Below are 26559 nucleotides of genomic sequence, written 5' to 3'. Positions count from 1 at the left end.
TAGCGGAAGTTACGGACGGGGGACCCCGGGTAGCCAGGCCGCTATGCACCGCCCTTCAGACCTCGATGTGCTCGTCCCGTCCAGGGACCGGCCGGCCGCGCCCGCGGGCCCGCCGGCCACCGTCGCGGACCGGGGTGCGGAACGCCACGACTACGTGCTGGAGCCGTCATGACAGCGCTGATCGGGGACGTCCGGCGGATCGCTGTGCTGCGGGCCAACGCCATCGGCGACTACCTCATGGCCGTGCCCGCGCTGGAGGCGCTCAAGCGCGCCTACCCCGGCGCGCGCCTGACGCTGCTGGGCACCGCCTGGCACGCCGGGTTCCTCACCGGGCGGCCGGGCCCCGTGGACGACGTGGTGGCGCTGCCGCCGATCTCGGGCGTCTCCACCCGGGAGCCCGGGCACGCGGCGCCCGAGGAGCTGTGCGCGCGGCTGCGGCAGCGGGAGTTCGACCTGGCGGTGCAGATCCACGGTGGCGGCCGGTTCTCCAACCCGTTCGTGCGCCGGCTCGGGGCCAGGGTGACCGCCGGGCTGCGCGCGCCGGGGGCCGAGCGCCTGGACCGCTGGGTGCCGTACACCGACTACCACCACGAGACCCTGCGTTTCCTCCAGGTCGCGGCGCTGGTCGGCGCGGTGGACGGCGGGTTGGAGCCGCGGGTGACGGTCACCGGGGCCGACCGCGCCGAGCTGGCCCGCGCGCTCGGGCAGCCGCCGCAGGGGCTGGTGGCCGTGCATCCGGGCGCGACCGACCCGCGGCGGCGCTGGCCGGTGGAGCGTTTCGCCGAGGTGGCCGACCTGACCGGCCGCCCCGTGGTCGTGACCGGCACACGGGCGGAGCGGGAGCTGGTCATGGGCGTGGTCGAGGCCATGCGGCGGCCTGCGATCCCCGTCGTGGGCGCGCTCGGCCTCGGCGCGCTCGCCGCCCTGTACGAACGCTGCGACCTCCTGATCGCCAACGACACCGGCCCCCGCCACCTGGCCGCGGCCGTCGGCACCCCCACGGTGGCCATCTACTGGTGCGGCAACCTGATCCAGGCCGGCCCGCTCAGCAGGACCGCGCACCGGCCGCTGATCTCCTGGACCACGTCCTGCCCGCGCTGCGGCGCGGACGGCGTGGACCCGGCCGCCGAGCGTTGCCCGCACGACGAGTCATGGGTGCGCGACGTCTCGGTGGACATGGTGACGGAGCAGGTGGAGGACCTGCTGATCAAGGGTGACCGATGACGGAGCGGGTGCAGTGCCTGCGGACCGAGGAGGACCGATGACCGACCACGCTGTGCTGGACGAGCTGCGCCAGGCCATTGACGAGGCGTTCCACGGGCGCGAGCGGGTGGTGATGCGGGAGGTCTACGCGCAGGCCTCCCGGCACGTGAACCTGTCCGCCGACCTGCTGACGCACCTCAACGAGCTGCCCGAGGGCCCCTATGACAGGCGGGAGCTGACCGAGGCGATCAACGAGGTGATCGCCCGCAGGGGCGAGCAGGACACGCTGGGGCTGCTGGAGGTGCCCCGGCAGGCCGGGCCGGTGGACGAGACGGCCCGCGAGGAGACGCCGATGGAGTACCGCAACCCCAGGCCGACCTGGTCGGACGAGGACGAGGGCCCCGATCTGATGCGGTAGGCATAGCGGGAGGTGCCGCGCGGCGTCTGAGAGGGTGATGTCGATCCCCTGGAGGTGACCGTGGACGCCGCGGACGAGCAACGGTTCCGCGAGTTCGTCGACGCGCGTTCTCCTGCCCTCATGCGGCTCGGGTTCCTGCTCACCGGTGGTGACCAGCACGCGGCCGAGGACCTGGTGCAAACTGCGCTGGCGAAGCTGGCGGCCGGCTGGCGGCGGGTGGCGGCGCCGGAGGCATACGCCAAGCAGATCATGTACCGGCAGCAGATCAGCTGGTGGCGGGCGAGCACGCGGCGGGGCGAGGTGGTGCAGGCGAGCCCGCCCGAGCGGGAGGCGCGCGACGCGCACCACCAGAGCGAGCTGCGCCTGGTGCTGCGTTCCGCGCTGGCCAGGCTCACCGCCCGCCAGCGCGCGGTGCTGGTGTTGCGGTACTACGAGGACCTGCCCGAGCAGGAGGTGGCCCAGGTGCTGGGCTGCTCCATCGGTACGGTCAGGAGCACCGCGCACCGATCGCTGGCGCGGCTGCGCGAGATCGCCCCCGAGCTGGCCCGCGACCTGGAGGTGACCACGTGACCCGGCTGCTGCGCGACACGCTGGAGGACTGGGCCGGCGAGGCCAGGGTGCCGCCGGGCCTGGCCGACCGGGCGCTACGCAGGCGCACCTGGCGGCCGTACGGCGCGGCGGTGCTGGTCGCGGCCATGATCGCGGCCGTCGCCGTGTTCGTCACCGGGCAGCGCGAGCCCGAGCCCGTCGTGCGCCCGCTCAACAACATCACGCTGCCGCCCCGGCCGTCGCCCGCGCCGACGGACGTGCGTACGGACGTGGAGCACAGCCCGCCTGCCAAGCTCATCGCGGCCGGCCGGATGGCCGTGTCGGCGTACTACGTGACCACGCTGGAGCCGGTCGCGGGCGGCCAGCAGCGGGTCCGGCGCACCTGGTCCCTGTACGACCCGCGCACCGGCGGTTACGAGCAGACGCCGTACGCGTGGGTGGACGTCGCTCCAGGGTTGCAGGTGGCGGCGGTGATCGAAGGGGACCTGCTCGGCAGGCGCGTGGGTGTGATGGACCTGAACACCCGGCAGATGCTGGGCTGGTACGAGCTGGAGCACTCCGTGGGTTCCGTCGCCTGGTCCCCTGACGGCACCAGGATCCTGGCCACCGCCTACTCCGGCTACCCCGACCTCATGCAGGGCGAGGGCGACCAGATGGCGCCGGTGATGCGGGACAGCCCGCGCATCGGCTACTACGTCATCGACGTCCCCGGCGGCACGGCCGACTACCACGAGCTGGAGCCGTTGCCCGGTTTTCACGGCGACGCGCAGATCACCGGCAGCAACCGCCAGGACCTCGGCTGGAGCCTGGACGGCACGCTCATCTGGTCGCCCACGACCACCACGCCCGACCGGCTCTTCTACACCCCGGACGGCGAGTCCAGGGACGCGCCCGAGGGGGAGCGGTACCGGCGCGGGACCAGCCTCCCGGCCACCTCACCCGACGGCCGCCTGGTGCTGGGCCGCGACGGCATGCCCACGAGGATCACCGAGGTGGGGACGGGGAAGATCGTCGGGCGGCAGCAGGTGCTCCAACTGCACGCCTGGGCGGACGACGAGAACGTCATCGCGCTCGGCTGCGCGGGGAAGTGCGAGAACGAGTTCAACAACGGCCTCGTGCTGGTCAGCGTGGACGGCTCCAGGATGACCCAGCTCGCCGCCAACCGCGACAGCAACGGCGGCGGCGCCTGGCGGTGGGTCCTCACCCCGAGGTGAGGCTTGCGGTCCCGCGCATGACGTGATCCCGGCGGGGCAGCGCTCCGGGCATGACGAGGACGGCCCTCCTCCTCCTGACCGGCGCGCTGCTCCTGGCCGCCTGCGGCACGCGGCCCGCCGACACGCGGGTCACGCTGGAGTTCTTCCAGTTCAAACCGGAGGCCATCGAGACCTTCGACCGGATCATCGAGGGCTTCGAGGCCGCGCACCCCGGCATCCGCGTGGTGCAGAACCACACGCCCACCGCCGAGAGCGCGATCAGGGCCAGGCTGGTCAAGGACGACGTCCCCGACGTGATGGCGCTGAACGGCAACGGCGTCTTCGGCGAGCTGGCCAGGGCCGGGGTGTTCTACGACTTCTCCACAGCGGCGGTGCGCGTCTACCCGCCCGTCCAGCGCATCCTCGACGACCTCGGGACGCACCGGCAGGGGGAGCGCAACGGGCTGCCGTTCGCCTCCAACGGCAGCGGCGTGATCTACAACAAGGACCTGTTCAGGCGGCACGGCGTACGGCCACCGGCGACGTGGTCCGAGCTGGTCGCGGCTGCCAGGACGTTCGAGGCCGCCGGGGTCACGCCGTTCTACGCCACGCTGGCCGACGCGTGGACGGTGCTGCCCGCCTTCAACGCGCTGGCCGCGAACGCCGCGCCGCCCGGCTTCTTCGAGCGGCGCGAGGCGGGGCAGACGTCGTTCGCCGCCGCGTACCCGCCGGTGGCCGGCAAGCTGCGTGAGCTGTTCGGGCACAGCCAACGGGACCGGCACTCGCGCACGTACGAGGACGGCAACCTCGCCTTCGCCCAGGGCAAGGCGGCCATGTACCTGCAGGGCAGCTTCGCGCTGCCCGCCATCGCCGCCGCGCGCCCGGGCTTCGAGCCGGGCACGTTCGCGCTGCCCGCCACCGACGACCCCGGTGGCACCCGGCTGGTGTCGGGCGTGGACGTGGCGCTCACCCTGCCCCGCGAGCCGGAGCACCCGCGCGAGGCGATGACGTTCATCGAGCATCTCCTCCGGCCCGAGGTGATGAACGCGTACGCGCGGGAGCAGCGGGCCGTGCCACCGCTGGAGAACGCCACCTCGCCCGACCCCGCACTGGCCGGGCTGATGCCGTACTTCACCCAGGGCCGCCTGTCCGGCTACGCCGACCACCACATCCCGCTGACGATCCCGCTGGAGCAGCTCCTGCAGCAGTTCCTCATCGACGGGGACCAGGCCCGCCTGTTACGCGAGCTCGACGAGGAGTGGGACAAGGTCGCCGCCAGGAGCACCTCATGACGACCTCCCGCGCCTACTACTGGATGGTCCTCCCGGCCCTGCTGCTCTTCCTGGTCTTCCACACCGTGCCGGTGCTGCAGGGCTTCTACTACAGCCTCACCGACTCGCCCGGTTACGGCTCGTACGGCTTCGTCGGCCTGCGCAACTACGCCAACCTCTTCAGGGACGACCGCATCCTCGACGCCTACCTGTTCACCTTCAGGTTCGCCGTCGTGGCCACCGTGCTGACCAACGCGCTGGCGCTGGCCGTCGCGCTCGGGCTCAACGCGCGCATCGGCTTCCGCACCGCGCTGCGGGGCATCTTCTTCATCCCGAACGTGCTGGCCATCCTCATCATCGGCTACATCTTCAACTACCTGTTCGCCAACTCGCTCCCGGCCATCGCGCAGGCGCTCGGCATCACCGCGCTGAGCACGAACATCCTGGCCGATCCCGGCCTGGCCTGGCTCGGCATCGTGGCCGTGGCCACCTGGCAGGCGGCGGCGTTCAACATCATCATCTATCTCGCCGGGCTGCAGACCATCTCCGACGACGTGCGCGAGGCCGCCACCATCGACGGGGCGGGCGCGTGGCGGCAGTTCAGGTCGATCGTCTTCCCGCTCATCGCGCCGTTCTTCACGATCAACATGGTGCTGTCGCTGAAGAACTTCCTGCAGGTCTTCGACCACATCGTGGCCCTGACCAACGGCGGCCCCGGCACCGCCACCACCTCGGTCTCCCTGCTCATCTACAGCGGCGGCCTGGAGGGCGGCGAGTACGCGTACCAGACCGCCAACGCCGTCGTCTACTTCCTCGTCATCGTCGCCGTCTCCGCCTTCCAGCTACGCGTGCTGCAACGCCGTGAAATGAGCGCCTGATGCTGAGCCGATCCGTCAACCCGTGGCTGACAGCCCTGATGGCGGCCTGCGCCATGACCGTGCTCGTGCCGCTGTACTTCACCGTCGTCACCGCGCTGAAGCAGCCGGCCGAGCTGGCGGGCGCGGGCTTCGACCTGCCCGCCGACCCCCAATGGGGCAACTTCGCCACCGCCTGGCGGCTGACGGACTATCCGCGGGCCGCGCTGAACAGCGCGCTGATCACCGTCGGCGCGGTGATCCTGACGCTGCTGACCAACTCCCTCGTGGCCTACGCCATCGCCCGCAACCTGCACCGCCGCCTGTTCAAGGGCCTGTACTTCTACTTCGTCTCGGCGTTGTTCGTACCGTTCCCGATCATCATGCTGCCGGTCATCAAGCAGACCGCGCTGCTCGGCCTGGACAACCAGCTCGGCCTGATCCTGCTGTACGTCGTCTACGGCCTGGCCTTCAACATCTTCCTGTACGTCGGCTACATCAAGTCGATCCCCAGGGCCCTGGAGGAGGCGGCCCGCACGGACGGCGCGGGCACCTGGACGGTGTTCTGGAAAGTGATCTTCCCGCTGCTCGCCCCGATGAACGCCACCGTGGGCATCCTGACGTTCCTGTGGGCCTGGAACGACTTCCTGCTGCCGCTGGTCGTGCTCTCCAGCCCGAGCGCCAGGACGCTGCCCCTGGTCCAGTACGTCTTCCAGAGCCAGTTCGCCACGGACTACACCACGGCCTTCGCCTCGTACCTCATGGCCCTGGCGCCCGCGCTGCTCGTCTACCTGCTGGCCCAGCGCTGGGTGATCTCGGGCGTCCTGCGGGGTGCCATTAAGTAGACCGATCGTTCTCGATAGTGCTAGCGTTCTCGGTGTGGCAAGGAGCAAGGAGTTCGATCCCGAGGTCGCCCTGCAGCAAGCGCTTGAGCTGTTCTGGGAGCGCGGTTACGAGGCGACCTCGATGGCCGACCTCGTGGAGCGGCTCGGCCTGGCGCGGGCGAGCATCTACGCGACGTTCGGCGGCAAGCGCGAGCTCTACCTGAAGGCGCTGGAGCGCTACCTGGAGCAGGGCAACGTGATCGAGCGGCTGTCCCAGCCGGGGCCCGCGCTGCCCGCCATCCGCGCCTTCCTCGACTCGTACGTCGCCGAGATCCTCGCCGACGACCTGCGGCGGGGCTGCATGGTGGTCAACACGGCCGTGGAGTTCGCCTCGCGCGACGCGACCATGCTGGCCAAGGTGGTGACGAGCTGGGCGGGGCTGGAGGCGGCCCTGGCCGGCACGCTCGTCAGGGCGCGCGCCCAGGGGGAGATCCCGGCGGGCAAGGATCCGCACGCGCTGGCCAGGTTCCTGCTCGTGCTGCTGCAGGGCCTCAGGGTGCTCGGCCGGGCCGACCCCGACCCGCGCAGGCTGCGCGACGCGGTCGAGCAGGCCATGACAGCTGTCCAAATATGAGAATGATTGGTCTTGAATAATGACTGGACGATTTGCCGGAAAGGTTGCGCTCGTCACGGGCGCGAGCGGGGTCGTGGGACGGGCGGCGGCGCTGGCGTACGCGCGGGAGGGCGCGGCGGTCCTGGCCGCCGGCCGTGACGCCGCCCGGCTGGCCGAGGTCGTGAAGCTCGTCGAGGAGGGCGGCGGCCGGGCCGGCGCGTTCACCGTCGACCTCACGCGCTCCGCCGAGGTCGCCGCCATGGTCGAGGCCGCCGTCTCCCGCTTCGGCGGTCTCGACGTGGCGCTCAACGCGGCCGGCGTCTTCGGCACGCTGGCGCCGCTGGCCGACTACGACGAGGACGTCTGGGACGAGGTCCTGGCGGTCAACCTCAAGGGGGTGTTCCTGTCGATGAAGCACGAGATCGCCCACATGCGGGCTCACGGGGGCGGGGCCATCGTCAACGTCTCCTCCAACCTCGGGGCGCACTGGCGGCTGGCGGGGGCGAGCGCGTACGCCGCCTCGAAGGCCGCGGTCAGCCACCTGACGCGTGCGGCGGCCCGCGACCACATCGCCGACGGCGTCCGCATCAACGCCCTCAGCCCGGGGCCGATCGACACGCCCATGTCGTCGCGTCCCGGGGAGACGCGGGAGGAGCGCGACGAGCGGATGAAGACCGCGCTGCCCATCGGGCGCGTGGCCACCCCTGAGGAGATCGCGGCCGCGGCGCTGTGGCTGTCGTCATCGGAGTCGAGCTTCGTGGTGGGCGCGGACCACGTGATCGACGGAGGGGCGACGGCGTGAGAACCGCCGCACAGGCCAAGGGACTGTTGCCGCCTGGACCCGTTGCCGGCTGGCCGTGCTCCACGGCCCCTTCGCCAACTGGTACGAGCCCGCTACCGGCCCCGCGTCGGCGGAGGCGCTGCGCCGGGCTCTGCTGACCGCCGAGGCCGTCACCGTTCACCGGGACGCGTCGGAGGTCACCGCCTCGGTCACCGTCGAAGGCACCGCCACGGGCGTCCTGATCGGCGGGAACCTGGACGCGATCCGTACGTGCCACCCGAACTCCGGTCTCCTCCAGAAGCCCTCGGCGCCGGGAGCCTCGACGCCGAGGGCTGGTTCATGCCGCCGGAAGGGCTACGCCACGAGCCGGCCGGGAGAATCGAGCCAGATCTGCTGCCCGGAAGGCGTCACCGTCATACCGAAGCGGTCGCGCCCGGGCTGCCCCCAGCTCACCCACCGGAAGTACGCGTCCAGGACCTCGTCCCACAGGGGCCGGTCGCCTACCTGGTACACCTCGTACTCCGAGGAGCCCGGTCTCCAGGCCACCGCCGCCCACGAGTAGGAGTCGCGGGGATCGCACATCCACAGCCGGAAGAGCTTCCCGTCCTCATCCGGCTTGTCGGTGCTGCTGGACTCGACACCGGTCAGCGCCGCGATGGCCAGGTCCGCTCCGGCGGGTGCGTGGGCGATCACGCGCGGATCGACGTGAGTGGTCAGGTAATGCTTGTCCCGCGAACCTCGCGCCGCGCGCTGAGGGACCGAACGTTGCGCGCGCAGCATCATGTATGAGGCGAAGCCGGGGAAGCGGCCGATCGCGGTGCCGTCCGGGCAGACCACCAGTCGCAGTGAGTGGTTGTTGCCGAAGTTGGGGCAGAACGGCATGACGATGGTCGCGCCGATCCGGCATTGCGCGATCCAGGCGTAGGGGACCGTACGGATCCCGCAGGTGACGTGTACCCGGTCGTAGGGTGCCCGTTCGGGGCAGCCCAAGGTGCCGTCACCGATGATCAGGTTGGGTCGTGCGCCCGCGTCGGCGAGGTTCTTGGCGGCCTGCTGTGCGACGGCGGGATCGACTTCGATCGAGGTGACCTGTCCGTGCTCGCCCACCAGATGGCACAGCAGGGCGCTGGTCCAGCCCGTTCCGGTGCCGACCTCGAGTATGTGGTTGCCGGGGTCGGGATCCAGCAGGGTCAGCAGGTTCGCGACCGTCCAGGGAGAAGATGACGAGGAGGTGTAGCCGCCGATCATCTCGGTGACGGTGGTGGCCCCGTCGTTGAGCTGGGTGACGATGGGCTCGTTGGAGTAGACGGTGTCCCACCAGTCATCCGGATCCGCGTTGCGGTCGATCAGGTACGCGGAGTCCTTCTTCTGTGAGACGAGCCCGACCGGCGGAATGAACTGGTGGCGGGGCACCGCGCGGATCGCTTGCTTGACCGTGTCCGTGATCTCTCCATCAGGATCAAGGCCGGCGATCAGCCGATCCATCAGCGAAGCGACGTCCGTCACTTCTTGCCACCCTTGCCTTCGCCGCTGTGCTTGCCGGAGGGTCTCGGCTGGTGGTCGTCGTTGCTGCCCTGGCCCTTGTGCTTGTTCGGGTCCAGGGGCTGGTCCTTGGGGCTGCTGGGATCTTCGTGACGACCCATTCGTGCTCCTCTGTATCCACGGGGTTGCTCACTGTGAAGATACAGGGATTGGACGTGTCGCTTCAGCTAGAAAGACGTAACGGCCCACGCCCGGAAGGGGTCGGGCGCGGGCCGTCACTCAGGAAGGGGTCACTGCCTGCTGATGCGGACCGCGTCCGCGATCACGTAGCCGGTGCCCGAGGTCCACCGGCTCACCCCGACCACGTTGTACGTGCCGGCGTTCAGCGAGAACGTGCCGATGCTGCGCCAGGCCCCGCCGCCGGAGCGTTGGTCGACGAACACGGTCTGGTTGCCGCCGGACGTCGCCACGATGTACGGCGCCGAGCTGTTGTACCCGGCATCGGCCGGATACCAGACCTCGACCTGGTACGTCCCGGCGCTCGGGATCGTCGCCGAGTACCATGCCGGGTCGCTGGCGGCGACCGGGTCGGCGAAGCGGTAGTCGGCGCCGTGGCGCTGGCTGGAGTAGGTGGAGGTGCCCCAGTTCGCGCTGGCGGTGAACTGGCCGGAGGTGGCGTTGTCCACCGTGGTGGTCCACGAGGGGGTGCCGCCGCCACCGGTCACGTAGTTCATGTACGTGGTCCAGTTCCAGTTCGAGCCCGGGTCGGTGTGGGTGGCGCCGGGGACCTCGTTGTGGCCGATGATGCCGGTCCTGGTCTTCGGGATGCCGTACTTGTCGCAGAGGTAACGCGTCAGCGCGGCCGAGGCCCGGTACATGGCGTCGGTGAACCAGGAGGGGTCGCTGACCCAGCCCTCGTGCTCGATGCCGATGGAGCGGTTGTTGTAGGTGGAGTTGCCCGCGTGCCAGGCGACGTCCTTGTCGCGGACCATCTGGGTGATGGCGCCGTTGGAGGACTTGACCACGTAGTGGGAGGAGACCTGCGCGCTGGGGTTCTGGAACCAGGAGATGGTCCCGGCGTAGGAGCCCTGGGTGACGTGGATGACCACCCGGTCGATGTTGTAGCTGGTCTCGCGGCTGGAGACGCGGTAGTTGCTGGAGCTGGCCGGGACCCACGCGGCCGGCGGGTAGTCGGCGCTGGCCACGGCGACAGGCGATTCCGCCGGCTCGCCGGCCTGCTTGCCGGCGCGGGCGTTCAGGTCGCGGACGTCCGCGTACTCGCCGCGGTCGGCGCTGACCTCCTGCGGCCTGACCTGGACGCCGCGCAGGTCGATGCCGAGGCCGAGCTGCTCGTAGACGGCGTCGGCGTACAGGCGGGCCAGCTCGGGCGAGGAGGCGTTGCCGTACTGGGCGACGGCGCTGTACCAGCGGCCGGCGTCCTTCCTGGCGGCCTCGTCGAGGCCGAGCTTGTCGGCGAGGGAGCGGAGCACGGCCGCGCCGCCGAGGATGTTGGCCTCGTCGTCGGCCTTGAGCTTGTCGGCGGGCAGCCCGGTGAGCTCGGCCGCCTTCTCCAGTGAGTGGTTGGTCGGGTTGCTGACCAGGTGCATCACGCCGTAGCCGTTGCTGGCGCTGGGCTCGCCGTGGTGGCCGTCGAGGTGGGTCTCGGCGTAGGCGAGGGCGACGAGCAGGTCGCGAGGTACGTCGTGGGCGGCGGACGCCTTGGCGAAGGCCGCGGCCATCGGGGTTTCCTTGACCACGGCTGCCTGGCTCTGCGACCAGGCGGGCTGGGCCGCGGTGAGGGGGGCGATGGCGAGGATCGAGGTGGCGAGGGCTGCTACTAATCGCGTGCGGGCGAGAGTCATGGGGTGCTCCTCGTTCACAAGGTGACGGGTGCACGCTACGACACTCTTCTGACTGATGTCGATAATTGACATTACTTCTGAGTTAAGTGAAAATTATCGCCTTTGCTGAGGGGTGAGGTTTCCGGGGACCTCCGATCTTTGTGAAGACTATTGCGCTTTCTGGCGGATGCGCTGAAACTTCCCTTCGTGACCGCGCTCCTGCGTACCGTCGTCCTCGCGGTGCTCATCGCCGCGTTCGTCAGTCCACTCACCCCCTCAGCCGCAGCCGCAGCCGCCTGCACCGTCGATCCGGCCACCCCGAAGCGGCAGCTCAGAGCCATGTGGATCTCCTCGGTCGCCAACATCGACTGGCCCAGCCGCACCGGGCTGAGCGCGTCGGCGCAGCAGGCGGAGTTCCGGGCCTGGCTCGACCTGGCCGTGTCCAAGCGCATGAACGCCGTGGTCGTGCAGGTCCGGCCGACGGCCGACGCGTTCTGGCCCTCCCCGTACGAGCCGTGGTCGCAGTGGCTGACCGGCACCCAGGGCGGCAACCCGGGCTACGACCCCCTCGCCTTCATGGTCAAGGAGGCCCACGCCCGTAACCTGGAGTTCCACGCCTGGTTCAACCCGTACCGGATCGCCAACCACGACGACCCGTCCAGGCTGGTCGCCACGCACCCGGCGCGGCAGCACCCCGACTGGCGCTTCCCCTACGGCGGCAAGCTCTACTACAACCCGGGCATCCCGGAGGTACGCGACTTCATCGAGGACGCGATCATGGACGCCGTCTCCCGGTACGACGTGGACGGCGTGCACCTCGACGACTACTTCTACCCCTATCCGGTGAGCGGTCAGAGCATCCCGGACGCCGCCACGTTCGACAGGTACGGCGGCTCGTTCTCCAACGTCGGGGACTGGCGGCGGAACAACGTCAACCTGCTGGTACGCGAGCTCGACCAGCGCATCCACGCCGCCAAGCCGCACGTCTCCTTCGGCATCAGCCCGTTCGGGATCTGGCGCAACGCGGGCACCGACCCGCTGGGCTCGCGCACCTCGGGGCTGCAGTCGTACGACGCGATCTACGCCGACAGCCGGCAGTGGGTCAAGCAGGGCTGGGTGGACTACCTGGCGCCGCAGATCTACTGGCACCTCGGCTTCTCCACGGCCGCCTACGAGGTGCTCACGGCCTGGTGGTCCGAGCAGGTCAGGGGCACCGGGGTGCAGCTCGTGATCGGCCAGGCGGCCTACCGCGCGGGCGCGTCCGGGCAGGAGGCCGCCTGGCAGGACCCGGCCGAGCTGAGCGACCACCTCTACGACAACCGGCAACATCCCGAGGTGTCCGGCGACATCTACTTCAGCGCCAAGGACGTCAAGGCCGACCGGATCGGGGCGTTCACCAGGGTCGTCAACGCGCACTACACCAGGCCCGCGCTGCTGCCCGCCCGCGGCTCGGCGGCGGCGCCCGCCGCACCCGCGATCACCTCGGCCACGCGGGGGTCGAGCGGCGTGCAGCTCTCCTGGACGGGCTCCGGCACGTCGTACGCCGTCTACCGGGTGGACGGCACCCCGTCGGCAGCCGACCCGTGCTTCTTCGCCGACGCCCGCAACCTGGTCAAAACGACCAGGCAGACCACGTTCACCGACACCACGGCCACCGGATCGGCGTACACGTACTACGTGACCGCGCTCAACCGCACCCACCAGGAGAGCGCGCCCAGCGCGGGCCGGGCCGTCACCTCGTCGCCCGGCGGGTTCAGCGTCGTGATCGACAACGCGGACGCCGGGTTCGCCGCCGGCTCGGCCTGGGGCACCTCGACGTACTCCGGGCAGCTCCACGGCGCCGACTACCGCTTCGCCGCGCCGGTCGCGGCCAGCGACCCGGCCTGGTTCCGCGCGGCCGTCCCCAGCGCCGGGAGTTACCGGGTGGAGGTGTGGTATCCGGCCGACCCCGGCTACAACAGCGCGACGCCGTACATCGTGGCGGCCTCGGGCGGGAACCGGACGGTCACCGTCGACCAGCGCACGGGCGGCGGGGCCTGGCGTGACCTGGGCACCTTCACGCTGAACGCCGGCACCTACAACGTGGTCGGCGTGAGCCGCTGGACCTCCACGACGGGGTACGTCATCGCCGACGCCGTCCGCATCACCAGGGTGTGATCCGCTACGCGACCGGGGATGGGCAGACACGCCGGGTGATCGTACGATGAGGCGGTGGACGGTGCCCGCGCGCGACCGATCGACGCTGCCGCGGTCCTGGTCGCGGCAGGTTTGACGCCCGCGACAGGCTATGCGGGCCCAGGTCTGGTGGTCGCGCTGGCGGGGGCGCTGCCGCTGCTGTGGATGCGCCGGGCGCCCCTCGCCGTCGCCTGGATCTGCGCGGGCACCGCGCTCGCCGTGCCGGTGCTGGCCCTGGTCGTGCCGTCCGCCGTCCCGCTGCCCGCGGAAGGGGCGCCGCTGTGGCCGCCGGCGGCGCCGTTCGCCGCCTACGGCGCGATGGCGTTCGCGGCCGACCGGCGCCCGCTGTCCCGCTGGATGCCGGTGCTGGTGATCGCCTTCGCCGTGCTGACCCTGCCCGACCGGCTCCCGCTGATCGCCAGGAGCGAGGCGGTGATCGCCCTCGCGATCATGTACGGCCTGTACGTGTCCGTCAGGGAACAGCTCCGCGCCGAGCTGGCGGAGCGCTCCGAGCGGATCGAGCGCGAGCGCCTGGCCGGCGAGATGCACGACGTCGTCACCCACCGCGTCAGCCGGATCGTGCTGCAGGCCGGCGTGCTGGCCCTGGCCACCGGCGACGACCGCGCCAGGGCGGCGGCCGAGGACATCCGCGCGACGGGCTGTGACGCGCTCGACGAGCTGCGGCACATGGTGGCGCTGCTGCGCCGCGGCACCGGCGAGGGGTTCGACCTGGGGCTGCCGCTGCCCGACCTGCGGCCGCTGGTGATCGACTCGGCCCGCGACGGCGTGCCGGTGGAGCTGACGGTGGACGGCACTCCTGCGCCCGTCTCGGGCCTGGTGGGGCGGACCGCGTACCTGGTGGCCGAGGCGGCCCTGGCCAACGTGCGCAAGCACGCGCCCGGCGCGGAGGTGCGGGTCCTGGTGCGGTACGCGCCGGGCAACGTGCGGATCGTGGTCCGCAACACCGGCGGCCTGCCGGACGCCTGGGTCGCCGTCGCCGGCCCCGGGATGAGCCTGCCCGACCTGCGGACGCGGGTGGAGCTGGCCGGCGGCACGCTGGTGTGCCGGCCGGGGGAGGACGGCGGGTTCCGGGTGGAGGCCACGTTCCCCACGTCCTGAGAGGACGCGCGTCGTGAAGGGCGCGTCGTGAAGGGCGCGTCGTGAAGGGTGCGTGGCGAGGGCGTATGGCGAGGGCGCGACCGTGGTGTGACAGGCGGGTCATCCCAGGGAAGTAGGCAAAGCATCCCGGGGAAGGATGCCCGGCGGCCTCCCGCGGGCGAGTGTTGACGTCATGACGCGATTCGCCCGGACGGCCGCCGCGCTCGCCGCGGCCGTCCTGCTCGCCTCCTGCGGCGTGCCGGCTTCCCCGGCTTCGCCGACTTCCCCCGCTTCCCCGGCCTCCCCGGCTTCCTCGGGGCATTCCGGGCACGCTGCCGAGCCCGCGCCCGTGGCGTCCCCGCTGCGGCCGGGCGAGCGGTTCGTCAACCTCGCCATGGCGGAGCCGTACGCGCCGGGGCCGCCCAACGGCGGCACGGACGACTACCGCTGCTTTCTCGTCGACCCGGGGCTGACCGGCCGGGTGTCGCTGACCGGCGCCCAGTTCGAGCCCCAGAACACCGCCATCGTGCACCACGCGATCTTCTTCAGGCTCGGGCCCGAGCAGGCCGAGCGGGCGCGCGAGCTGGACGAGAGCACCCCCGGCCAGGGCTGGTCCTGCTTCGGCGACGCCGGCATCGGCGACGCGGGCTGGGTGGCGCACTGGGCGCCCGGCACCAAGGAGGCGCTCCTCGACCCGAAGTACGGCTACGACCTGCAGCCGGGCAGCCGCCTGATCATGCAGGTGCACTACAACCTGCTGGGCGTGAAGGGCGAGCCGGGCACCGACCGTTCGGGCATCCGCCTGCGCGTCACGGACCGGCGGCTGGAGCCGCTGGAGACCGGACTGTTCTTCGCGCCCGTCGAGCTGCCCTGCACGGCGAGCGAGTCAGGGCCGCTGTGCGACAGGGACGCCGCCGTGCGGGACGTCGGCAAGCGGTTCGGGCGCGACAGCCTGACGCAGGTGCGGCTGCTGGAGCAGTACTGCGGCCCGGCCGAGCCGGGGCCGACCCAGCACTGCGACGTGCCCGTCGAGGGCCCGTTCACGGTGCACGCGCTGGCGGGGCACATGCACCTGCTCGGGCGGGCCATCAAGGTCGAGCTCAACCCGGGCACCGCGAAGGCCCGGACGCTGCTCGACGTGCCCGAGTACAACTTCGACGACCAGTCGCTGCGGCTGCTGCCCGCGCCGGTCGAGGTGCGGAAGGGCGACGTCGTACGCGTCACCTGCACCCACGACGCCGGCCTGCGCGCCCTGCTGCCGCAACTGCGCGACACCCCGCCCCGGTACGTCGTCTGGGGCGACGGCACCAGCGACGAGATGTGCCTGGGCATCGCCATCACGTCGGCCGCCTGAGGCGGATCAGCGACCGTAGATGACCGACAGGAAGCGCACCAGCACCGCCTCCCTGGCGGGGGCGGGCAGCGCGTCGAGGACGGTGTTGACCATCGCCATCTCCGGCTGCCCCGCCCCCGGGCGCAGATCCACCCCGACCGACGCGCTCAGCTCCGCGAACGTCGCGTCGTCGATCGCCTCCAGGTCCAGCCCCGCCACCAGCTCGACCAGCCCGTCGGGCAGCACCACGGGCCCGCGCTCGCGCGCCGCCCCGGCCGATTCCGCGATCACCTTCAGCATGGCCTCGACCCCGGCCAGCGTGACCCCGGTGACCGTGATGTGCAGGTTGGCCGGGATGCCCGCGTAGGAGAGCTGCGGCTGCAGGAACCAGCCCCGCGCCCGCGCCTCGTCCGCCAGCACGAACACGTCCACGTCGTCCCCGGCGAAGGCCACCAGCGACGACTCGGGCTCCCCGAGCACCCGCAGCCCCGGGATCCCGGCCAGGCCCGCGCGCAGCCTGCGCGTCGCCTCCAGCGTGGCCCGGCCCAGCTCGGCGTACCCGGCGCTGCCCAGTGCCTGCAGGGTGGCCCAGGCGCCGCCGAGCGGCCCCGCCGACCTGGAGCTCTGCACGGTCGCGTTGATGATCGTGTATCCGGGCCAGGCCGCCGACGCGAAGTACGCCTTGCGCCGCGCCGCGGGATCGGCGAACAGCAGCACCGAGGCGCCCTTGGGCGCGTAGCCGAACTTGTGCAGGTCGCAGGAGAGCGAGGTCACCCCCGGCACCGACAGGTCGAACGGCGGGACCGCCGCGCCCGCCTCCCGCAGCCAGGGCAGCAGCCAGCCGCCCACGCACGCGTCCACGTGACACGGCACGCCCGCCGCGGCGGCCACGGCCGCCACCTCCTCGACGGGGTCGATCACGCCCTGCGGGTAGGACGGCGCGGAGACCACGACCAGGATCGTGTCCTCGTCGATCGCCTCCTCGACGTCGCGGGCCCGCACCTTGTACGTCGCCAGGTCCACCGGCACGGGCCTGACCTCGACGCCCAGGTAGTGGGCCGCCTTGTGGAAGGCGGGGTGCGCGGTGACCGGCAGCACCAGGTTCGGCCGGGAGCGGGGCGCCTCCCCGGCGGCCCGCGCTTCCGCCGCTCCGGACGGACGCCGGCCCAGGTCGCGGGCGGCCTTGACGGCCAGCATGATCGACTCGGTGCCGCCGCTGGTGAAGATGCCGTGGCCGCCGCCGAGCAGGTCCGCGACCGCCCCGACGACCTGCCGCTCCATCTCCACCACGCTGGGGAACGCGGTCGGGTCGAGGCAGTTGACCTCCAGCATCTCCAGGTACGCCCGGGTCGCGGCGTCGTTCACCTCGGCCCGGCCCGTGTCGTAGACGTAGGCGGTGACCTGGCCGCCGCGTACCGGCAGGTCGTGCTCCTTGAGCCGGGACACCTCGGCCAGCAGGTCTGCTACGGGCCTTCCCGTCGGCGGCAGGTTCACACGGTCTCCTTCGTCGTGAGCCGTCCGTACCAGGCGACGAACGGCAGGCTGATCAGCATGAGCAGGGCGGGCAGCGCGGTGAACCCGAGCAGCAGCCCGGTCAGCGCCTCCGGCGGCTGCGCGACCGGCGACTCGACCGGCGCGGAGACGAACCCCGACCCGGTCAGCACCAGCGCGAACAGCCCCGGCCCGAGCGCCAGCCCCGCGGTCTCGCCCGCTGTCCACAGCCCGGTGAACGCGCCGGCCTGGGCGTGCCCGGTGCGGGCGGCGTCGGCGTGCACGGTGTCGGGCAGCAGCGACAGCGGCAGCAGTTGCAGCGCCGCGTAGCAGACCCCGGCCAGCGCGGTCAGCGCCAGCGTGGCCGCGGTCCCGCCCGCCGCGACGGCCGGGACGAGCGCGACCGTGACACCGCAGAAACCGGCGGACGCGGCCAGGTAGCAGCGCACCGGCCCGTGGACGCGGGCCAGCCACGCCCATCCGGGCACGGCGAGCATGCTCGGCCCGACGAGGCAGACGAACATCACCGAGGTCAGGCCGTAGTCACCCAGCCGGTACGCGGCCACGTACGGCGCCCCGGCCAGCATCACGGCCACGGCCAGCGCCTGCGTCACGAACGCCGCCAGCAGCACGAAGAACGGCACGTTCCCCCTGGCCAGGCGGAAGGCGGCCACCGGGCCGAGCTGGCGGGGCCCCGGCCTGGACGGCACCCAGCGGGTGGCCAGCGTCGCCCCGGCCAGCGCCGCCGCCATGACGGCGCCGACCGTCACGCCCATCACGGCGTACCCGGCCCGGCCGCCGCCCGCCAGGCCGACCACGGCCGGGGCCAGCCCGCCGGCGACCAGGATGCCGGCCGTCAGGCACACCACCCGCCAGGACATGATCCTGGTCCGCTCGCCCTGGTCGGCCGACATCTCCGCGGGCAGGGCCACGTACGGGACCTGGAAGCAGGCGAACGCGGTGGCCGCCAGCAGGAACGCCGCCCCCGCCCAGAGCGCGCCGGGCACGTCGCCGGGCACCGCGAACATCAGCGCGAACGTCACCGGTAACGCGGCCGAGCCGATCGCCAGCAGGCGGGTCCTGCGGCCCGTGCGCACGGCCTCGCGGTCGCTGGCGGCGCCGACGAGCGGGTTCAGCAGCACGTCCCAGATCTTGGGCGCCACCAGCACGAAGCCCGCCACGGCGGCGGGCACGCCCAGCACGTCGGTCAGGTAGTACAGGAGCAGCAGGCCCGGCACCGCCGAGAACACGCCGGTGCCGACAGAGCCGATCCCGTAGCCCAGCAGCCTGTCCCTGCCGAGCCGCGACGCGGTCACCGGGGGTCGCCGGGCAGGCCGAGCGTGCGGTGCAGGCTCTGGTGCAGGTGGGCGCGGAAGCGGCGCAGCGCGGCCCGGTCGCCGGACGCCCTGCGGCGGCCCTCCGCGTCGAGCACGCCGCCCTTGGCGAAGCCGTGCACGGTCCAGATGACGCTCCACACGGTGTACTCGAGATCCGTCTCGGCGGCGATCACCCCGGCCTCGACCGCGGGGCGCAGCGCGGCGGTCACCGCGGCGAGCAGCGGCTGCACGTACTGGCGCTCCAGCTCGGTGACGTCACTGGCGTCGGAGAGCCAGCGGTGCATCCACAGGGCGGGCACCTCGGGGTTGTCCACGCAGAAGTCGAGGTAGTCGTCGGCCAGCCGGTGGACGGCGGCCACGGGGTCGTCGCCCGGCAGCCTGGCCAGCGCCTGGTCCAGCGCCGCCTTCTCCGCGCGGTGCGCGGCCTCCATGACGGCGAGGTAGAGCTCCCGCTTGCCGCCCACGTGGTAGTTGACGGTCGCGATGTTCAGCCCGGCGGCGTCGGCGATCTGACGGGTGGAGGTGCCGTCGTAGCCGAGCGCCGCGAAGAGCTGCGTGGCGACCTTGAGTATCGCGTCGGCCTGGCCGGAGGTCATGCGACCGAAGGTAGTTCGGCCGTGCCCTCCCGGTCAATCGCTTGATGGAGAACGGGTCAGCCCAGCTCGCCGTCCAGCAGCCCCTCCAGCTCGGCACGGGCCGCGACCGGGTCGTAGCCGGGCAGGGCCTCGCGCATGAGGTCGTGGGTCTGCCGCTCGGCGTCGGCGCTCGCCGCGCGCACCGCCGCGAGCGTCTCGTCCGCCAGCTCCATGCTGCCCATCCGCAGCGCGCGAGGGCCGTAGGCGACCTCGATGACCCGGCCGTTCGCGTCCACGCGCGCCCTGACCTGGCCCGACGGGCTCTCGCCCGCGCCGATGACCTGGTCGAGCTCCTCCCGTGCCGTCTCCAGCCAGGCCAGCATCCGCTCGCCCTGGCGGGCCGCCTCGTCGAGATCCTCGTCTCTGATGTGGGCGGGGTCGAGGTGCGGGCCGTACACGTGTTGCCTCCTTGAGAGGGTCGCCTGCTAGAGAAGGTCCTGGGCCGCCTGCTCGACCCTCGCTCGCACGAACGTCTCGTCGAGCGGCTCGGGCAGGGCCGCGCTGCTGCCCGCGACCTTGTCGGCGATCTCCTGCGCGTGGCGGGCGGCGTCCTCCTGGGCCGAGCGCAGGACCTCCGTCACCATCCGGCCGAGCGCCGCCTCGCCGGAACGCAGCGCCCGCGGGTCGATGCGCAGCCGGGTGAGCCCGCCGTGCCCGTCGGCGCTCGCCTCGATCAGCCCGTCGTCGCTGCGGGCCCGGCCCTCCACCTGCAGTATGGCCGCCCGCGCCGCCTGCAGGTCACGCATGATCTGGCGGCTCTGGGCGAGGTACTGGGCCAGGTACTCGGCGTCGTCATCGGGCGCAGGTGACCGCATGTCGACCTCCGTGAACGTCAAGGAACGGACTGATGGCCCAGTGTGGCACAAGCCCACCTCGATCTTGACAGTGAGATGTGCATCTCATGAACGTGGATAGTTGCGTGATTACCGGTATAAGTCGCTATGGTGACCGGCCATGACGGGATTCGAGATCGCGTCGGGTGCGGTGGGGCGCGAAGCCGAGCATGTCAGCACCCACGGGGCGGACTACCAGGCTGCGCTGCAGCGGCTCTGGGAACGGGGGAACGGCGTCTCCTCCTGGGGCGATGACGGGCTGTTCGGCGGGTTCGCCGCCGCCTACGCCGAGTGCACCCAGGTCTCGCTGATGGCGCTCCTCGGCGTCTCGGGAGAGATCGCCGGCACCGGAGAAGGGCTGTCCGCCACGGCCAGGAACACCAGCACCGCCGAGACGGCCATCGCCGAGGACGTGGGACGCATCTCATGGGCCTGATGCTCTCGCCCGAGCTGAACGGGTTCCTCGGGATGCTCGGCGTGCCGTGGCCGAACATCGACGAGGACGAGATCAAGAAGGACGCCACCGCCTGGCGTACCGTGCAGGCCGGATCGCAGCCGGTGGGCGAGGCCGCCGACGCGTCGGTCCGCAGGACCCAGCAGTACCACCGCGGCGAGTCCGCCACGGCGGCGGCGCAGCACTGGAACCGGGTCGGCGGCGACAGCGGCCACGTCGCGCAGGCCACGGCCGCCGCCCGGGTGGCGCCGGTGGCGCTCGACGGCACCGCCGCCGTGGTGAGCGCGGTGAAGGTGGCCGTGGGCATGCAAGCGGCGGCCGGGCTGACCTCGGTCGTTCAGGCGGTGGCCTTCGGCGGCGCGGTGGGTGTCACGGCGGCCACCGCACGGATGTACCTGACCCGCCACGCCATGGGCAAGGTGATGCGCGAGGGCGCCGAGGGCACCGGCAGGGTGCTGGCACCCGCGATGGCCCGCCGGGTGACCGACCCGATGCGCCGCATCCTGGACAACCTGCGCCGCCCGGGAGGCCCCGGCGGCACTCCGGCGCTGGCGGGCGCGGGCGGGCGCGGTGTCCCGATGCGCCCGGCGCCCGCGCGGCCGCAGAGCTTGAGCGACCGCATGGGCATGGCCCAGTTCGGCCGAAAGAACCGAAACAACAACAACAATAATAATAACAATAATAATAATAACAACGGGCAGAGCGGCAACAATAACAACAACGGCGAGGGCGAGAAGAAGAAGGGCTGGGGCCTCAACCAGCAGAATCGCAAGCCGCACGAGCAGGGTAAGAGCAAGTCGACGAGCGACAAGCACCAGAACGCCGACCGTCACGGCGGAAGGCGCCGGATCCCGCCGAACCCCAACAAACGCAAGAAGAATTGACCATGAGCGCGGTAGCGCAGGATGGGGGCATGGACGTGAGCGCCGACGATCTGCTCGCCAGGGCCGAGCGGTTGGCCGAGGCGGAGGATTACGCGGCGGCGGCCGCCCTGTACGCCGAGGCCGCGCGGCGCGGCATCCCCGGCGCCGCGACGGGCCACGGCGAGATGCTGTTCCACCTCGGCGAGGACGAGGCCGCCGAGGCCGTGCTGCGCGAGGCCCTGGCCAAGGGCGAGGAGGAGGCCCGAGACTGGCTGTCCGACCTCCTGGTCCAGACCGACCGGGCCGTGGCGGCCGCCACGCTCATGGAGCAGGCCGACGGCCACCCGCTGCAGGCGCTGCGGGCCGCCACCATCTGGGCCGACGCCGTGGGCGACCGCGAGCGCGCCGAGCACTGGTACCGCATCGCGATCGACCGCGGCGAGCCCGGCGCGCTGAACGACTTCGGCTCCTTCCTCAGCGAGGACGACTCGCGGCAGGAGGAGGCCGAGCTGCTGTTCCGCCGCGCCGCCGAGGAGGGCGATGCGCTGGCCTTCAGCAACCTGGGCGGCATGGAGCTCGACCGGGGCGACCCCGAGGCGGCCGCGGCCTGGTTGCGGCAGGGGCTGGAGGTCCAGGGCCAGTCCGGGTCCACGGCCCTGCTGAAGCTGGCCGCCGCCGAGGAGCAGATGGGCAACACCGAGGCCGCCCGCCTGCTGTACGACCGCGCCGCGGCCGAGAAGGTGGAGGGCGCTCAAGCGGCCCGCGCCAGGTTCCTGGCCGACAGCGGCGAGGACGACGCGGCGGAGGCGGGCTTCCAGGCGGCCCTGGCCGCCGGCGAGGAGGGCGCGCACTACTACTACGGTGAGTTCCTCGCCGGCAGGGGCCGCATCGACGAGGCCGTCGGCCACCTCGACCAGGCCGTCGAGGACGGCTCCACCGCCGCGCACGAGGAGCTGGCCCTGATCTACCAGAGCCGTGGCGCCACGAAGGCGGCCGAGGAGCACTTCAAGGAGAGCATCGCCGCGGGCTGGCTGAGCGCCGTCTACTCCTACGCCGAGCTGCTCCGCCAGGAGGGGCGAGAGGACGAGGTCGCCGGGTTGGCCCAGGAGGCCGAACGCCTCGGCGCCACTCCTGAGCAGCTCCAGGAGCTGACCTCCTAGCCCTGCCGCGATCCCGTGGGCGGTTCCAGGAGCTGACCTCCTGGCCCTGCCGCGATCCCGTGGGCGGTTCCAGGAGCTGACCTCCTGGCCCACCGCGCCGGGGCCTCGTCAGTCGGGGGCCCAGTACTTCTCCATGATCTTGTCCAGGTGCCGGACCACCGGCTGCCAGGTCGAGGGCAGGTCGTACACGCTGGCCCGCCGCTTGTCGTAGGCCAGCGTGAACGTGATGAAGTCCGCCCCCTGCGGCGGCCGCTGCGAGCGGCCGATCTTCAGGTGCCGCAGGTGGCCGCGCAGCCGGCGCTCCTCCTTGGCGGTCAGGCACTTGTCGATGGTCGGCCCCGTACGGCGGCTGAGCCGCGCGCACCCGTTGCCGAAGACGATCACGCGGTCGTTCAGCCCCGCGAAGCCGCCCTGCTTGCGCAGCTCCACGAGCACCCGCTTCGGGGCGACCTCCGCCTGCGCCGGAGCCATGGACGTGCTCAGCGCCGGCACGAGCACAGGCAGGAGCACGATTCGCCAGATCCTCATGTCCCTAGGACGTATCAGGGCCCCGATCGGCTCACCTGAGCGCGTCGACCGGCTCCATCCGGGCCGCGCGCAGCGCCGGGTAGAGCCCGGCCAGCAGCCCGACCAGGGCTCCCGCGACCGGCGCGGCGACCGCCAGCCGTGCGTCCAGCAGCGGCGTCCACTGCTGGACGGCCGAGACCGCGACGACCGCGACCACGCCCAGGCTCGCCCCGATCACGCCGCCGGTCAGCCCGATCAGCGTGGACTCCAGTAGGAACTGCGCGGCGACGTGCCGCCTGGCCGCGCCGAGCGCGCGGCGCAGGCCGATCTCCGGGACCCGCTCCATCACGGTGACGAGCGTGACATTGGCGATGCCGACGGCGCCGACGACCAGCGAGACCAGGCCGAGGATCAGGAACAGCGCGTCGACGTCGTCCTGCGCGCCGTCCCGCGCCCTGACGGGATCGGGCGGGGAGATCACCCGCAGCAGGTCGCCGTTGCCCGGGCTGAGCGCCGCCGGGGCCTGGCGGGCGATCAGCCCGGTGGCGCCCAGGCTGGTGTTGACCAGCACCCTGGTGACGTCGCGCAGCCCGAACTGCCGGCCCGCGGCGGGCGGCACGATCACGGCGGTGCTCAGGTTCTTCTCGCGGCGCAGCTCGCCGAGGATGCCGATCACCGTGTACGCGTGCTTCCCGATGAAGATCGCCGGTGCCCGGTCGAGCCGGGCGACGCCGAGCATCCTGGCCGCCTCGTCGCCGATCACCGCCACGCGGTCGCCACGCTCGACGTGCCCGGCGTCGTAGAAGCGGCCCTGCGTCATCCTGCCGCGCGCGGCCTCGGGCAGCCCCGTCGTGGCGGCCAGCACGGTCAGGGTCCGCGTGGTGACCGTGGTGGGGTCCACGAGGTCGTTGGAGCGTACGGCCAGGTCGGCGCCCTCGTCCGCGTCGGCCACCGCGGCGGCCGACTCCACGCCGCGCAGCCTGGTCAGCCGCTCGACGGCGTCCCACTCCACCAGCGGCGGGCCGGTCGTGGGCCGGGGCACCTCCACGGTGACGGCCGTGGCGACCAGCTCGTCGAAGTGGCCGACGATCTGGTTGCCCGCGGTGGCGGCCACGCCGAGCGTGACGACCAGCGTGGTGATCCCGAGCACCGTGCCGAGCGTGGTGAGCGCCGAGCGGACCGGCCTGGCGAGCACGCCGGCGACGGCCTCGCCGGCCAGGTCGCGCACGTCCATCACTCCTCCACCAGGATGCCGTCGGTGATCCGCACCCGGCGCCGGGCCCGCTCGCTGACCTCCTGCTCGTGCGTGATCACCACGATCGTCAGCCCCTGCTCCCGCAGCTCGGCGAACAGGTCCAGCACCGTCTCGGTGTTGCGGCTGTCGAGGTTGCCCGTGGGCTCGTCGCAGAGCAGCAGCGACGGGTCTCCCAAGAGGGCCCTGGCGATGGCCGCGCGCTGGCGTTCGCCCCCGGACAGCCGGCCCGGCGTGAACCCGGCCCGGTGTCCGAGACCCACCCGCTCCAGCGCCGCCAGGGCCCGCTCCCTCCTGCCCCTGCGCCTGCGCGCGCCGTACAGCTCGGCGAGCATGACGTTCTCCACCACACTGCGGTGGGGGAGCAGGTGGAAGGACTGGAAGACGAAGCCGATCCGGTCGCCGCGCAACCGGGTTCTGGCCCCGTCCCGGAGCGTAGTGGTCTCCGTGCCGTCCAGGAGGTAACTACCGCAAGAGGGACGGTCCAGGAGGCCCAGCACGTTCAGCAACGTGGACTTGCCGGAGCCCGACGGGCCGACGATCGCCAGGTGGTCGCCACGGTCCACGCGGAGCGAGACCTCGCGCAGGGCGCGGACGGGCGGCTGCGCCGGGAAGTCCTTGCCGACGCCCGTCAGCTCGATCACCGGTCGCTCAGGCACCGCTGATCACCACCCGGTCGCCCTCCTTGAGCGCGCCGCTGACCTCGACGTACCCGTCGGCTGTCAGGCCCGCGCGGACCTCGACGTCCCTGGTCCTGTCCGTGGCGTACTCGACCCGCACCCGCGCCTTCCCGTCCGCCGAGGTGATCACCGCGGCCACCGGCACCACCAGCACCGGCTCGTCCGTGGCCCCCACGGTCACCCGCGCGGTGACCGCGGCACCGGCCCGCAGCCCCTTGCTCCCCGACGGCGTGATCAGGACGGGTACGGAGCCCTCGGGCGGCTCCTCCCCGCCGGGCAGCCTGGCCTTCTCGCCGACCGCGGTGAGCCTGGCCGGGTACGTCCTGTCCGGGTCCACCTCGACGGCGGCCTCCATGCCGGCGCGCAGCAGCTCCGACTCGGCTGCCTCGACCGACCCCGTCACCGCGAACGTGGAGCTGGTCACGGTGGCCACCTCGTCCTCGACGCGCTGTCCCGCCTTGACCGACACCTTCCGCACGCGGGCGGGCAGCTCCGGCAGGAACACCACCTCGCCGGGCGGGATCGACACGCCGTACGTGCGGGCGTACTCGGCCAGCAGCTCCTTGGCCGCCGCCACGTCCTTGCCCGCGTTGGCCACCTTGAGCCTGGCCGGCGAGAGCTGTCTGGCCTGCCGCAGCGCCTGCTCGGCGGTGACCACCGCCTCCTTCGCGGTCCGCACGGCCTTGCGCAGCTCGTCGAGCTTGTCGTCCCTGGTCTGCCGCGCCTCCTCCCACGCCCGGTCGAGGGCGTCCTGGGCGGCGGCCAGGTCCGCCCTGGCGTTGGCCACCTTGAGCTCCAGCAGGCCCGTGTCGGCGGGCGTCCCGGCCGACGTGCCCGTGGCAGCGCCAGCCGGCGTGCCGGTTGGGGTGCCAGATGGGGTGGCGGTCGGCTGATTCCTGGCCGCCGCGAGCGCCTGCTCGGCCTCCAGCAGCCGCTCCTCGGCCGCTCTGACCGCCGATTCCGCCGCCGCCAGCCTGGTCTCGTCCGCGGGGGTGCGCTCGCGGGACCGGGCCTCGGCCAGCGCGGCCCGCGCCGACTTCAGGTCCTGCTCCGCGTTGTCCAGCCTGACCTTCAGCGGCAGCACGTCCCGGCTTCGGTCCAGGGCCTGCTTCTCGGTCGCGAGCGTCTCCTCGGCCGTCCGTACGGCCTTGCGCAGCGTGTCGTACATCTGCCGGTCGGCCAGTGCCGGCTGCTGCGCCTCGTAGCCCTTCGCGGCGTACAGCTTCCTGATCGCGGCGATCGTGGCCTGGTCGAACACGCCCGTGGCCGGTGCGGCGTACCCGAGCCTGCGCAGGGCCCGCTGCACCTGCTTCACGTCGTCCCCCTCGGTGCCGGGGGCGATCGTGCGGTGCATCGGTACGGCGCCGCGCAGCGCGAACACCGGACGGCCGTTGACCTCCATCAGCACGGCGCCTTCCACGATGCGGCCCTTGCGCGGTGCCCGGGTGGCCCGCTGCGGCTCGGCCGTACCGCCGACCACGCCGGCCAGGCTGATCGGCAGTGGCGAGCCGTACTCGAGGGTGCCGCTGAGCACCACGGTGCTGACCAGCTTGCGGCGCTCGACCGCGGCGGTGACCAGCGAGGCCGCGGGCGCGGCCCGGCGGGCCGCCTCGTCGGCGGGGGAGCGCAGCCGGGAGCCGACCGCCCAGCCCGCGCCCGCGACGACCACGACGCCGGCGACGACCCCGGCGAGCATCTTCCTCATGGCGGCG

28 protein-coding genes are annotated in these 26559 nt (G+C 72.3%); 16 read left to right on the top strand and 12 right to left on the bottom strand.

From position 1 onward, the window contains the following. The first annotated feature begins 43 nt into the window (after nucleotides 1-43). Genes AB0I79_RS34870 through AB0I79_RS34825 form a run of 10 tightly spaced genes read left to right on the top strand, consistent with a single transcriptional unit; the run spans nucleotide 44 to nucleotide 7727 of the window. Entirely contained in the window at nucleotides 44-172 is a 129-nt protein-coding gene (locus tag AB0I79_RS34870; protein WP_357882433.1) for a hypothetical protein, read from the top strand. Next, entirely contained in the window at nucleotides 169-1224 is a 1056-nt protein-coding gene (locus AB0I79_RS34865) for a glycosyltransferase family 9 protein (RefSeq protein ID WP_357882430.1), read from the top strand. The genes AB0I79_RS34870 and AB0I79_RS34865 overlap by 4 nt, the downstream gene beginning before the upstream one ends. A gap of 37 nt (nucleotides 1225-1261) precedes the next feature. Then, the gene (locus AB0I79_RS34860) at nucleotides 1262-1621 is read left to right on the top strand and encodes a hypothetical protein (RefSeq protein ID WP_357882427.1); all 360 of its coding nucleotides are present in this window, start codon (nucleotides 1262-1264) and stop codon (nucleotides 1619-1621) included. A gap of 60 nt (nucleotides 1622-1681) precedes the next feature. Beyond that, complete coding sequence (locus tag AB0I79_RS34855) at nucleotides 1682-2191, top strand: SigE family RNA polymerase sigma factor (protein ID WP_357882424.1); 510 nt, start codon at nucleotides 1682-1684, stop codon at nucleotides 2189-2191. After that, nucleotides 2188-3384, top strand: coding sequence for a hypothetical protein (locus tag AB0I79_RS34850; RefSeq protein WP_357882421.1), 1197 nt, complete (start codon nucleotides 2188-2190; stop codon nucleotides 3382-3384). Before AB0I79_RS34855 ends, AB0I79_RS34850 begins: the two co-directional genes overlap by 4 nt. 50 nt (nucleotides 3385-3434) lie before the next feature. Then, complete coding sequence (locus AB0I79_RS34845; protein WP_357882417.1) at nucleotides 3435-4655, top strand: extracellular solute-binding protein; 1221 nt, start codon at nucleotides 3435-3437, stop codon at nucleotides 4653-4655. Beyond that, on the top strand, nucleotides 4652-5512 hold the full coding sequence (locus tag AB0I79_RS34840; RefSeq protein WP_357882414.1) for a sugar ABC transporter permease: 861 nt from the start codon (nucleotides 4652-4654) through the stop codon (nucleotides 5510-5512). Before AB0I79_RS34845 ends, AB0I79_RS34840 begins: the two co-directional genes overlap by 4 nt. Continuing rightward, nucleotides 5512-6333 carry a carbohydrate ABC transporter permease gene (locus tag AB0I79_RS34835; RefSeq protein WP_357882411.1) on the top strand — a complete coding sequence of 274 codons (822 nt, stop codon included), beginning with the start codon at nucleotides 5512-5514 and terminating at the stop codon, nucleotides 6331-6333. Before AB0I79_RS34840 ends, AB0I79_RS34835 begins: the two co-directional genes overlap by 1 nt. 34 nt (nucleotides 6334-6367) lie before the next feature. Continuing rightward, on the top strand, nucleotides 6368-6946 hold the full coding sequence (locus tag AB0I79_RS34830) for a TetR family transcriptional regulator (protein WP_357882408.1): 579 nt from the start codon (nucleotides 6368-6370) through the stop codon (nucleotides 6944-6946). Nucleotides 6947-6965: 19 nt separating this feature from the next. After that, nucleotides 6966-7727, top strand: a complete 762-nt coding sequence (locus AB0I79_RS34825) for an SDR family oxidoreductase (protein WP_357882405.1) — start codon at nucleotides 6966-6968, stop codon at nucleotides 7725-7727. Nucleotides 7728-8060: 333 nt separating this feature from the next. Here the strand turns inward: AB0I79_RS34825 and AB0I79_RS34820 are convergent, their stop codons facing one another. From AB0I79_RS34820 to AB0I79_RS34810, 3 genes are all read right to left on the bottom strand, one after another. Further along, the gene (locus tag AB0I79_RS34820; RefSeq protein ID WP_357882402.1) at nucleotides 8061-9212 is read right to left on the bottom strand and encodes a methyltransferase domain-containing protein; all 1152 of its coding nucleotides are present in this window, start codon (nucleotides 9210-9212) and stop codon (nucleotides 8061-8063) included. Further along, a complete protein-coding gene (locus AB0I79_RS34815) occupies nucleotides 9209-9349 on the bottom strand; it encodes a hypothetical protein (RefSeq protein ID WP_357882399.1) in 141 nt (46 codons plus the stop codon). The genes AB0I79_RS34820 and AB0I79_RS34815 overlap by 4 nt, the downstream gene beginning before the upstream one ends. Before the next feature lie 129 nt (nucleotides 9350-9478). Continuing rightward, a complete protein-coding gene (locus tag AB0I79_RS34810) occupies nucleotides 9479-11050 on the bottom strand; it encodes an N-acetylmuramoyl-L-alanine amidase (RefSeq protein WP_357882396.1) in 1572 nt (523 codons plus the stop codon). A 186-nt stretch (nucleotides 11051-11236) separates the two neighbouring features. Between AB0I79_RS34810 and AB0I79_RS34805 the strand changes: the two genes are divergently transcribed. From AB0I79_RS34805 to AB0I79_RS34795, 3 genes are all read left to right on the top strand, one after another. After that, nucleotides 11237-13186: a family 10 glycosylhydrolase gene (locus tag AB0I79_RS34805; protein WP_357882392.1), complete on the top strand. Its 1950-nt coding sequence runs from the start codon at nucleotides 11237-11239 to the stop codon at nucleotides 13184-13186. A 54-nt stretch (nucleotides 13187-13240) separates the two neighbouring features. Further along, nucleotides 13241-14323 carry a histidine kinase gene (locus AB0I79_RS34800; protein WP_357882389.1) on the top strand — a complete coding sequence of 361 codons (1083 nt, stop codon included), beginning with the start codon at nucleotides 13241-13243 and terminating at the stop codon, nucleotides 14321-14323. Between the two features lie 172 nt (nucleotides 14324-14495). Then, nucleotides 14496-15656 carry a monooxygenase gene (locus tag AB0I79_RS34795; RefSeq protein ID WP_357882385.1) on the top strand — a complete coding sequence of 387 codons (1161 nt, stop codon included), beginning with the start codon at nucleotides 14496-14498 and terminating at the stop codon, nucleotides 15654-15656. A gap of 6 nt (nucleotides 15657-15662) precedes the next feature. On the opposite strand, the gene AB0I79_RS34790 is transcribed toward AB0I79_RS34795, so the two are convergent. Genes AB0I79_RS34790 through AB0I79_RS34770 form a run of 5 tightly spaced genes read right to left on the bottom strand, consistent with a single transcriptional unit; the run spans nucleotide 15663 to nucleotide 19913 of the window. Continuing rightward, nucleotides 15663-17129 (bottom strand): aspartate aminotransferase family protein, encoded by a 1467-nt coding sequence (locus AB0I79_RS34790; protein ID WP_357882382.1) that lies wholly within the window; start codon nucleotides 17127-17129, stop codon nucleotides 15663-15665. Continuing rightward, nucleotides 17126-18442 carry an MFS transporter gene (locus tag AB0I79_RS34785; RefSeq protein WP_357882379.1) on the bottom strand — a complete coding sequence of 439 codons (1317 nt, stop codon included), beginning with the start codon at nucleotides 18440-18442 and terminating at the stop codon, nucleotides 17126-17128. Before AB0I79_RS34785 ends, AB0I79_RS34790 begins: the two co-directional genes overlap by 4 nt. Continuing rightward, a complete protein-coding gene (locus tag AB0I79_RS34780; RefSeq protein WP_357882376.1) occupies nucleotides 18439-19059 on the bottom strand; it encodes a TetR/AcrR family transcriptional regulator in 621 nt (206 codons plus the stop codon). Before AB0I79_RS34780 ends, AB0I79_RS34785 begins: the two co-directional genes overlap by 4 nt. Nucleotides 19060-19115: 56 nt before the next feature. Next, nucleotides 19116-19496: a YbaB/EbfC family nucleoid-associated protein gene (locus AB0I79_RS34775; protein ID WP_357882373.1), complete on the bottom strand. Its 381-nt coding sequence runs from the start codon at nucleotides 19494-19496 to the stop codon at nucleotides 19116-19118. A gap of 27 nt (nucleotides 19497-19523) precedes the next feature. After that, nucleotides 19524-19913, bottom strand: coding sequence for a YbaB/EbfC family nucleoid-associated protein (locus AB0I79_RS34770; RefSeq protein ID WP_357882370.1), 390 nt, complete (start codon nucleotides 19911-19913; stop codon nucleotides 19524-19526). Between the two features lie 139 nt (nucleotides 19914-20052). Here AB0I79_RS34770 and AB0I79_RS34765 point away from each other — a divergent pair, with 139 nt between their 5' ends. Genes AB0I79_RS34765 through AB0I79_RS34755 form a run of 3 tightly spaced genes read left to right on the top strand, consistent with a single transcriptional unit; the run spans nucleotide 20053 to nucleotide 22408 of the window. After that, nucleotides 20053-20367 carry a hypothetical protein gene (locus AB0I79_RS34765; protein ID WP_357882367.1) on the top strand — a complete coding sequence of 105 codons (315 nt, stop codon included), beginning with the start codon at nucleotides 20053-20055 and terminating at the stop codon, nucleotides 20365-20367. Further along, nucleotides 20358-21269, top strand: coding sequence for a hypothetical protein (locus AB0I79_RS34760; protein WP_357882363.1), 912 nt, complete (start codon nucleotides 20358-20360; stop codon nucleotides 21267-21269). Before AB0I79_RS34765 ends, AB0I79_RS34760 begins: the two co-directional genes overlap by 10 nt. 2 nt (nucleotides 21270-21271) lie before the next feature. Next, complete coding sequence (locus tag AB0I79_RS34755; RefSeq protein ID WP_357882360.1) at nucleotides 21272-22408, top strand: tetratricopeptide repeat protein; 1137 nt, start codon at nucleotides 21272-21274, stop codon at nucleotides 22406-22408. A gap of 108 nt (nucleotides 22409-22516) precedes the next feature. On the opposite strand, the gene AB0I79_RS34750 is transcribed toward AB0I79_RS34755, so the two are convergent. From AB0I79_RS34750 to AB0I79_RS34735, 4 genes are read right to left on the bottom strand one after another with little or no spacing between them, the layout of a single operon-like run. Further along, a complete protein-coding gene (locus AB0I79_RS34750; protein WP_357882357.1) occupies nucleotides 22517-22936 on the bottom strand; it encodes a hypothetical protein in 420 nt (139 codons plus the stop codon). A gap of 31 nt (nucleotides 22937-22967) precedes the next feature. Then, a complete protein-coding gene (locus tag AB0I79_RS34745) occupies nucleotides 22968-24149 on the bottom strand; it encodes an ABC transporter permease (protein ID WP_357882354.1) in 1182 nt (393 codons plus the stop codon). Further along, nucleotides 24149-24826, bottom strand: a complete 678-nt coding sequence (locus AB0I79_RS34740) for an ABC transporter ATP-binding protein (protein WP_357882350.1) — start codon at nucleotides 24824-24826, stop codon at nucleotides 24149-24151. The genes AB0I79_RS34745 and AB0I79_RS34740 overlap by 1 nt, the downstream gene beginning before the upstream one ends. Further along, complete coding sequence (locus AB0I79_RS34735; protein ID WP_357882347.1) at nucleotides 24819-26552, bottom strand: peptidoglycan-binding protein; 1734 nt, start codon at nucleotides 26550-26552, stop codon at nucleotides 24819-24821. The genes AB0I79_RS34740 and AB0I79_RS34735 overlap by 8 nt, the downstream gene beginning before the upstream one ends. Nucleotides 26553-26559 lie beyond the last annotated feature (7 nt).

The organism is Nonomuraea sp. NPDC050202, assembly GCF_040656115.1.
Taxonomy (GTDB): Bacteria; Actinomycetota; Actinomycetes; order Streptosporangiales; family Streptosporangiaceae; genus Nonomuraea.
This window is presented reverse-complemented; position numbering and strand designations above follow the sequence as displayed.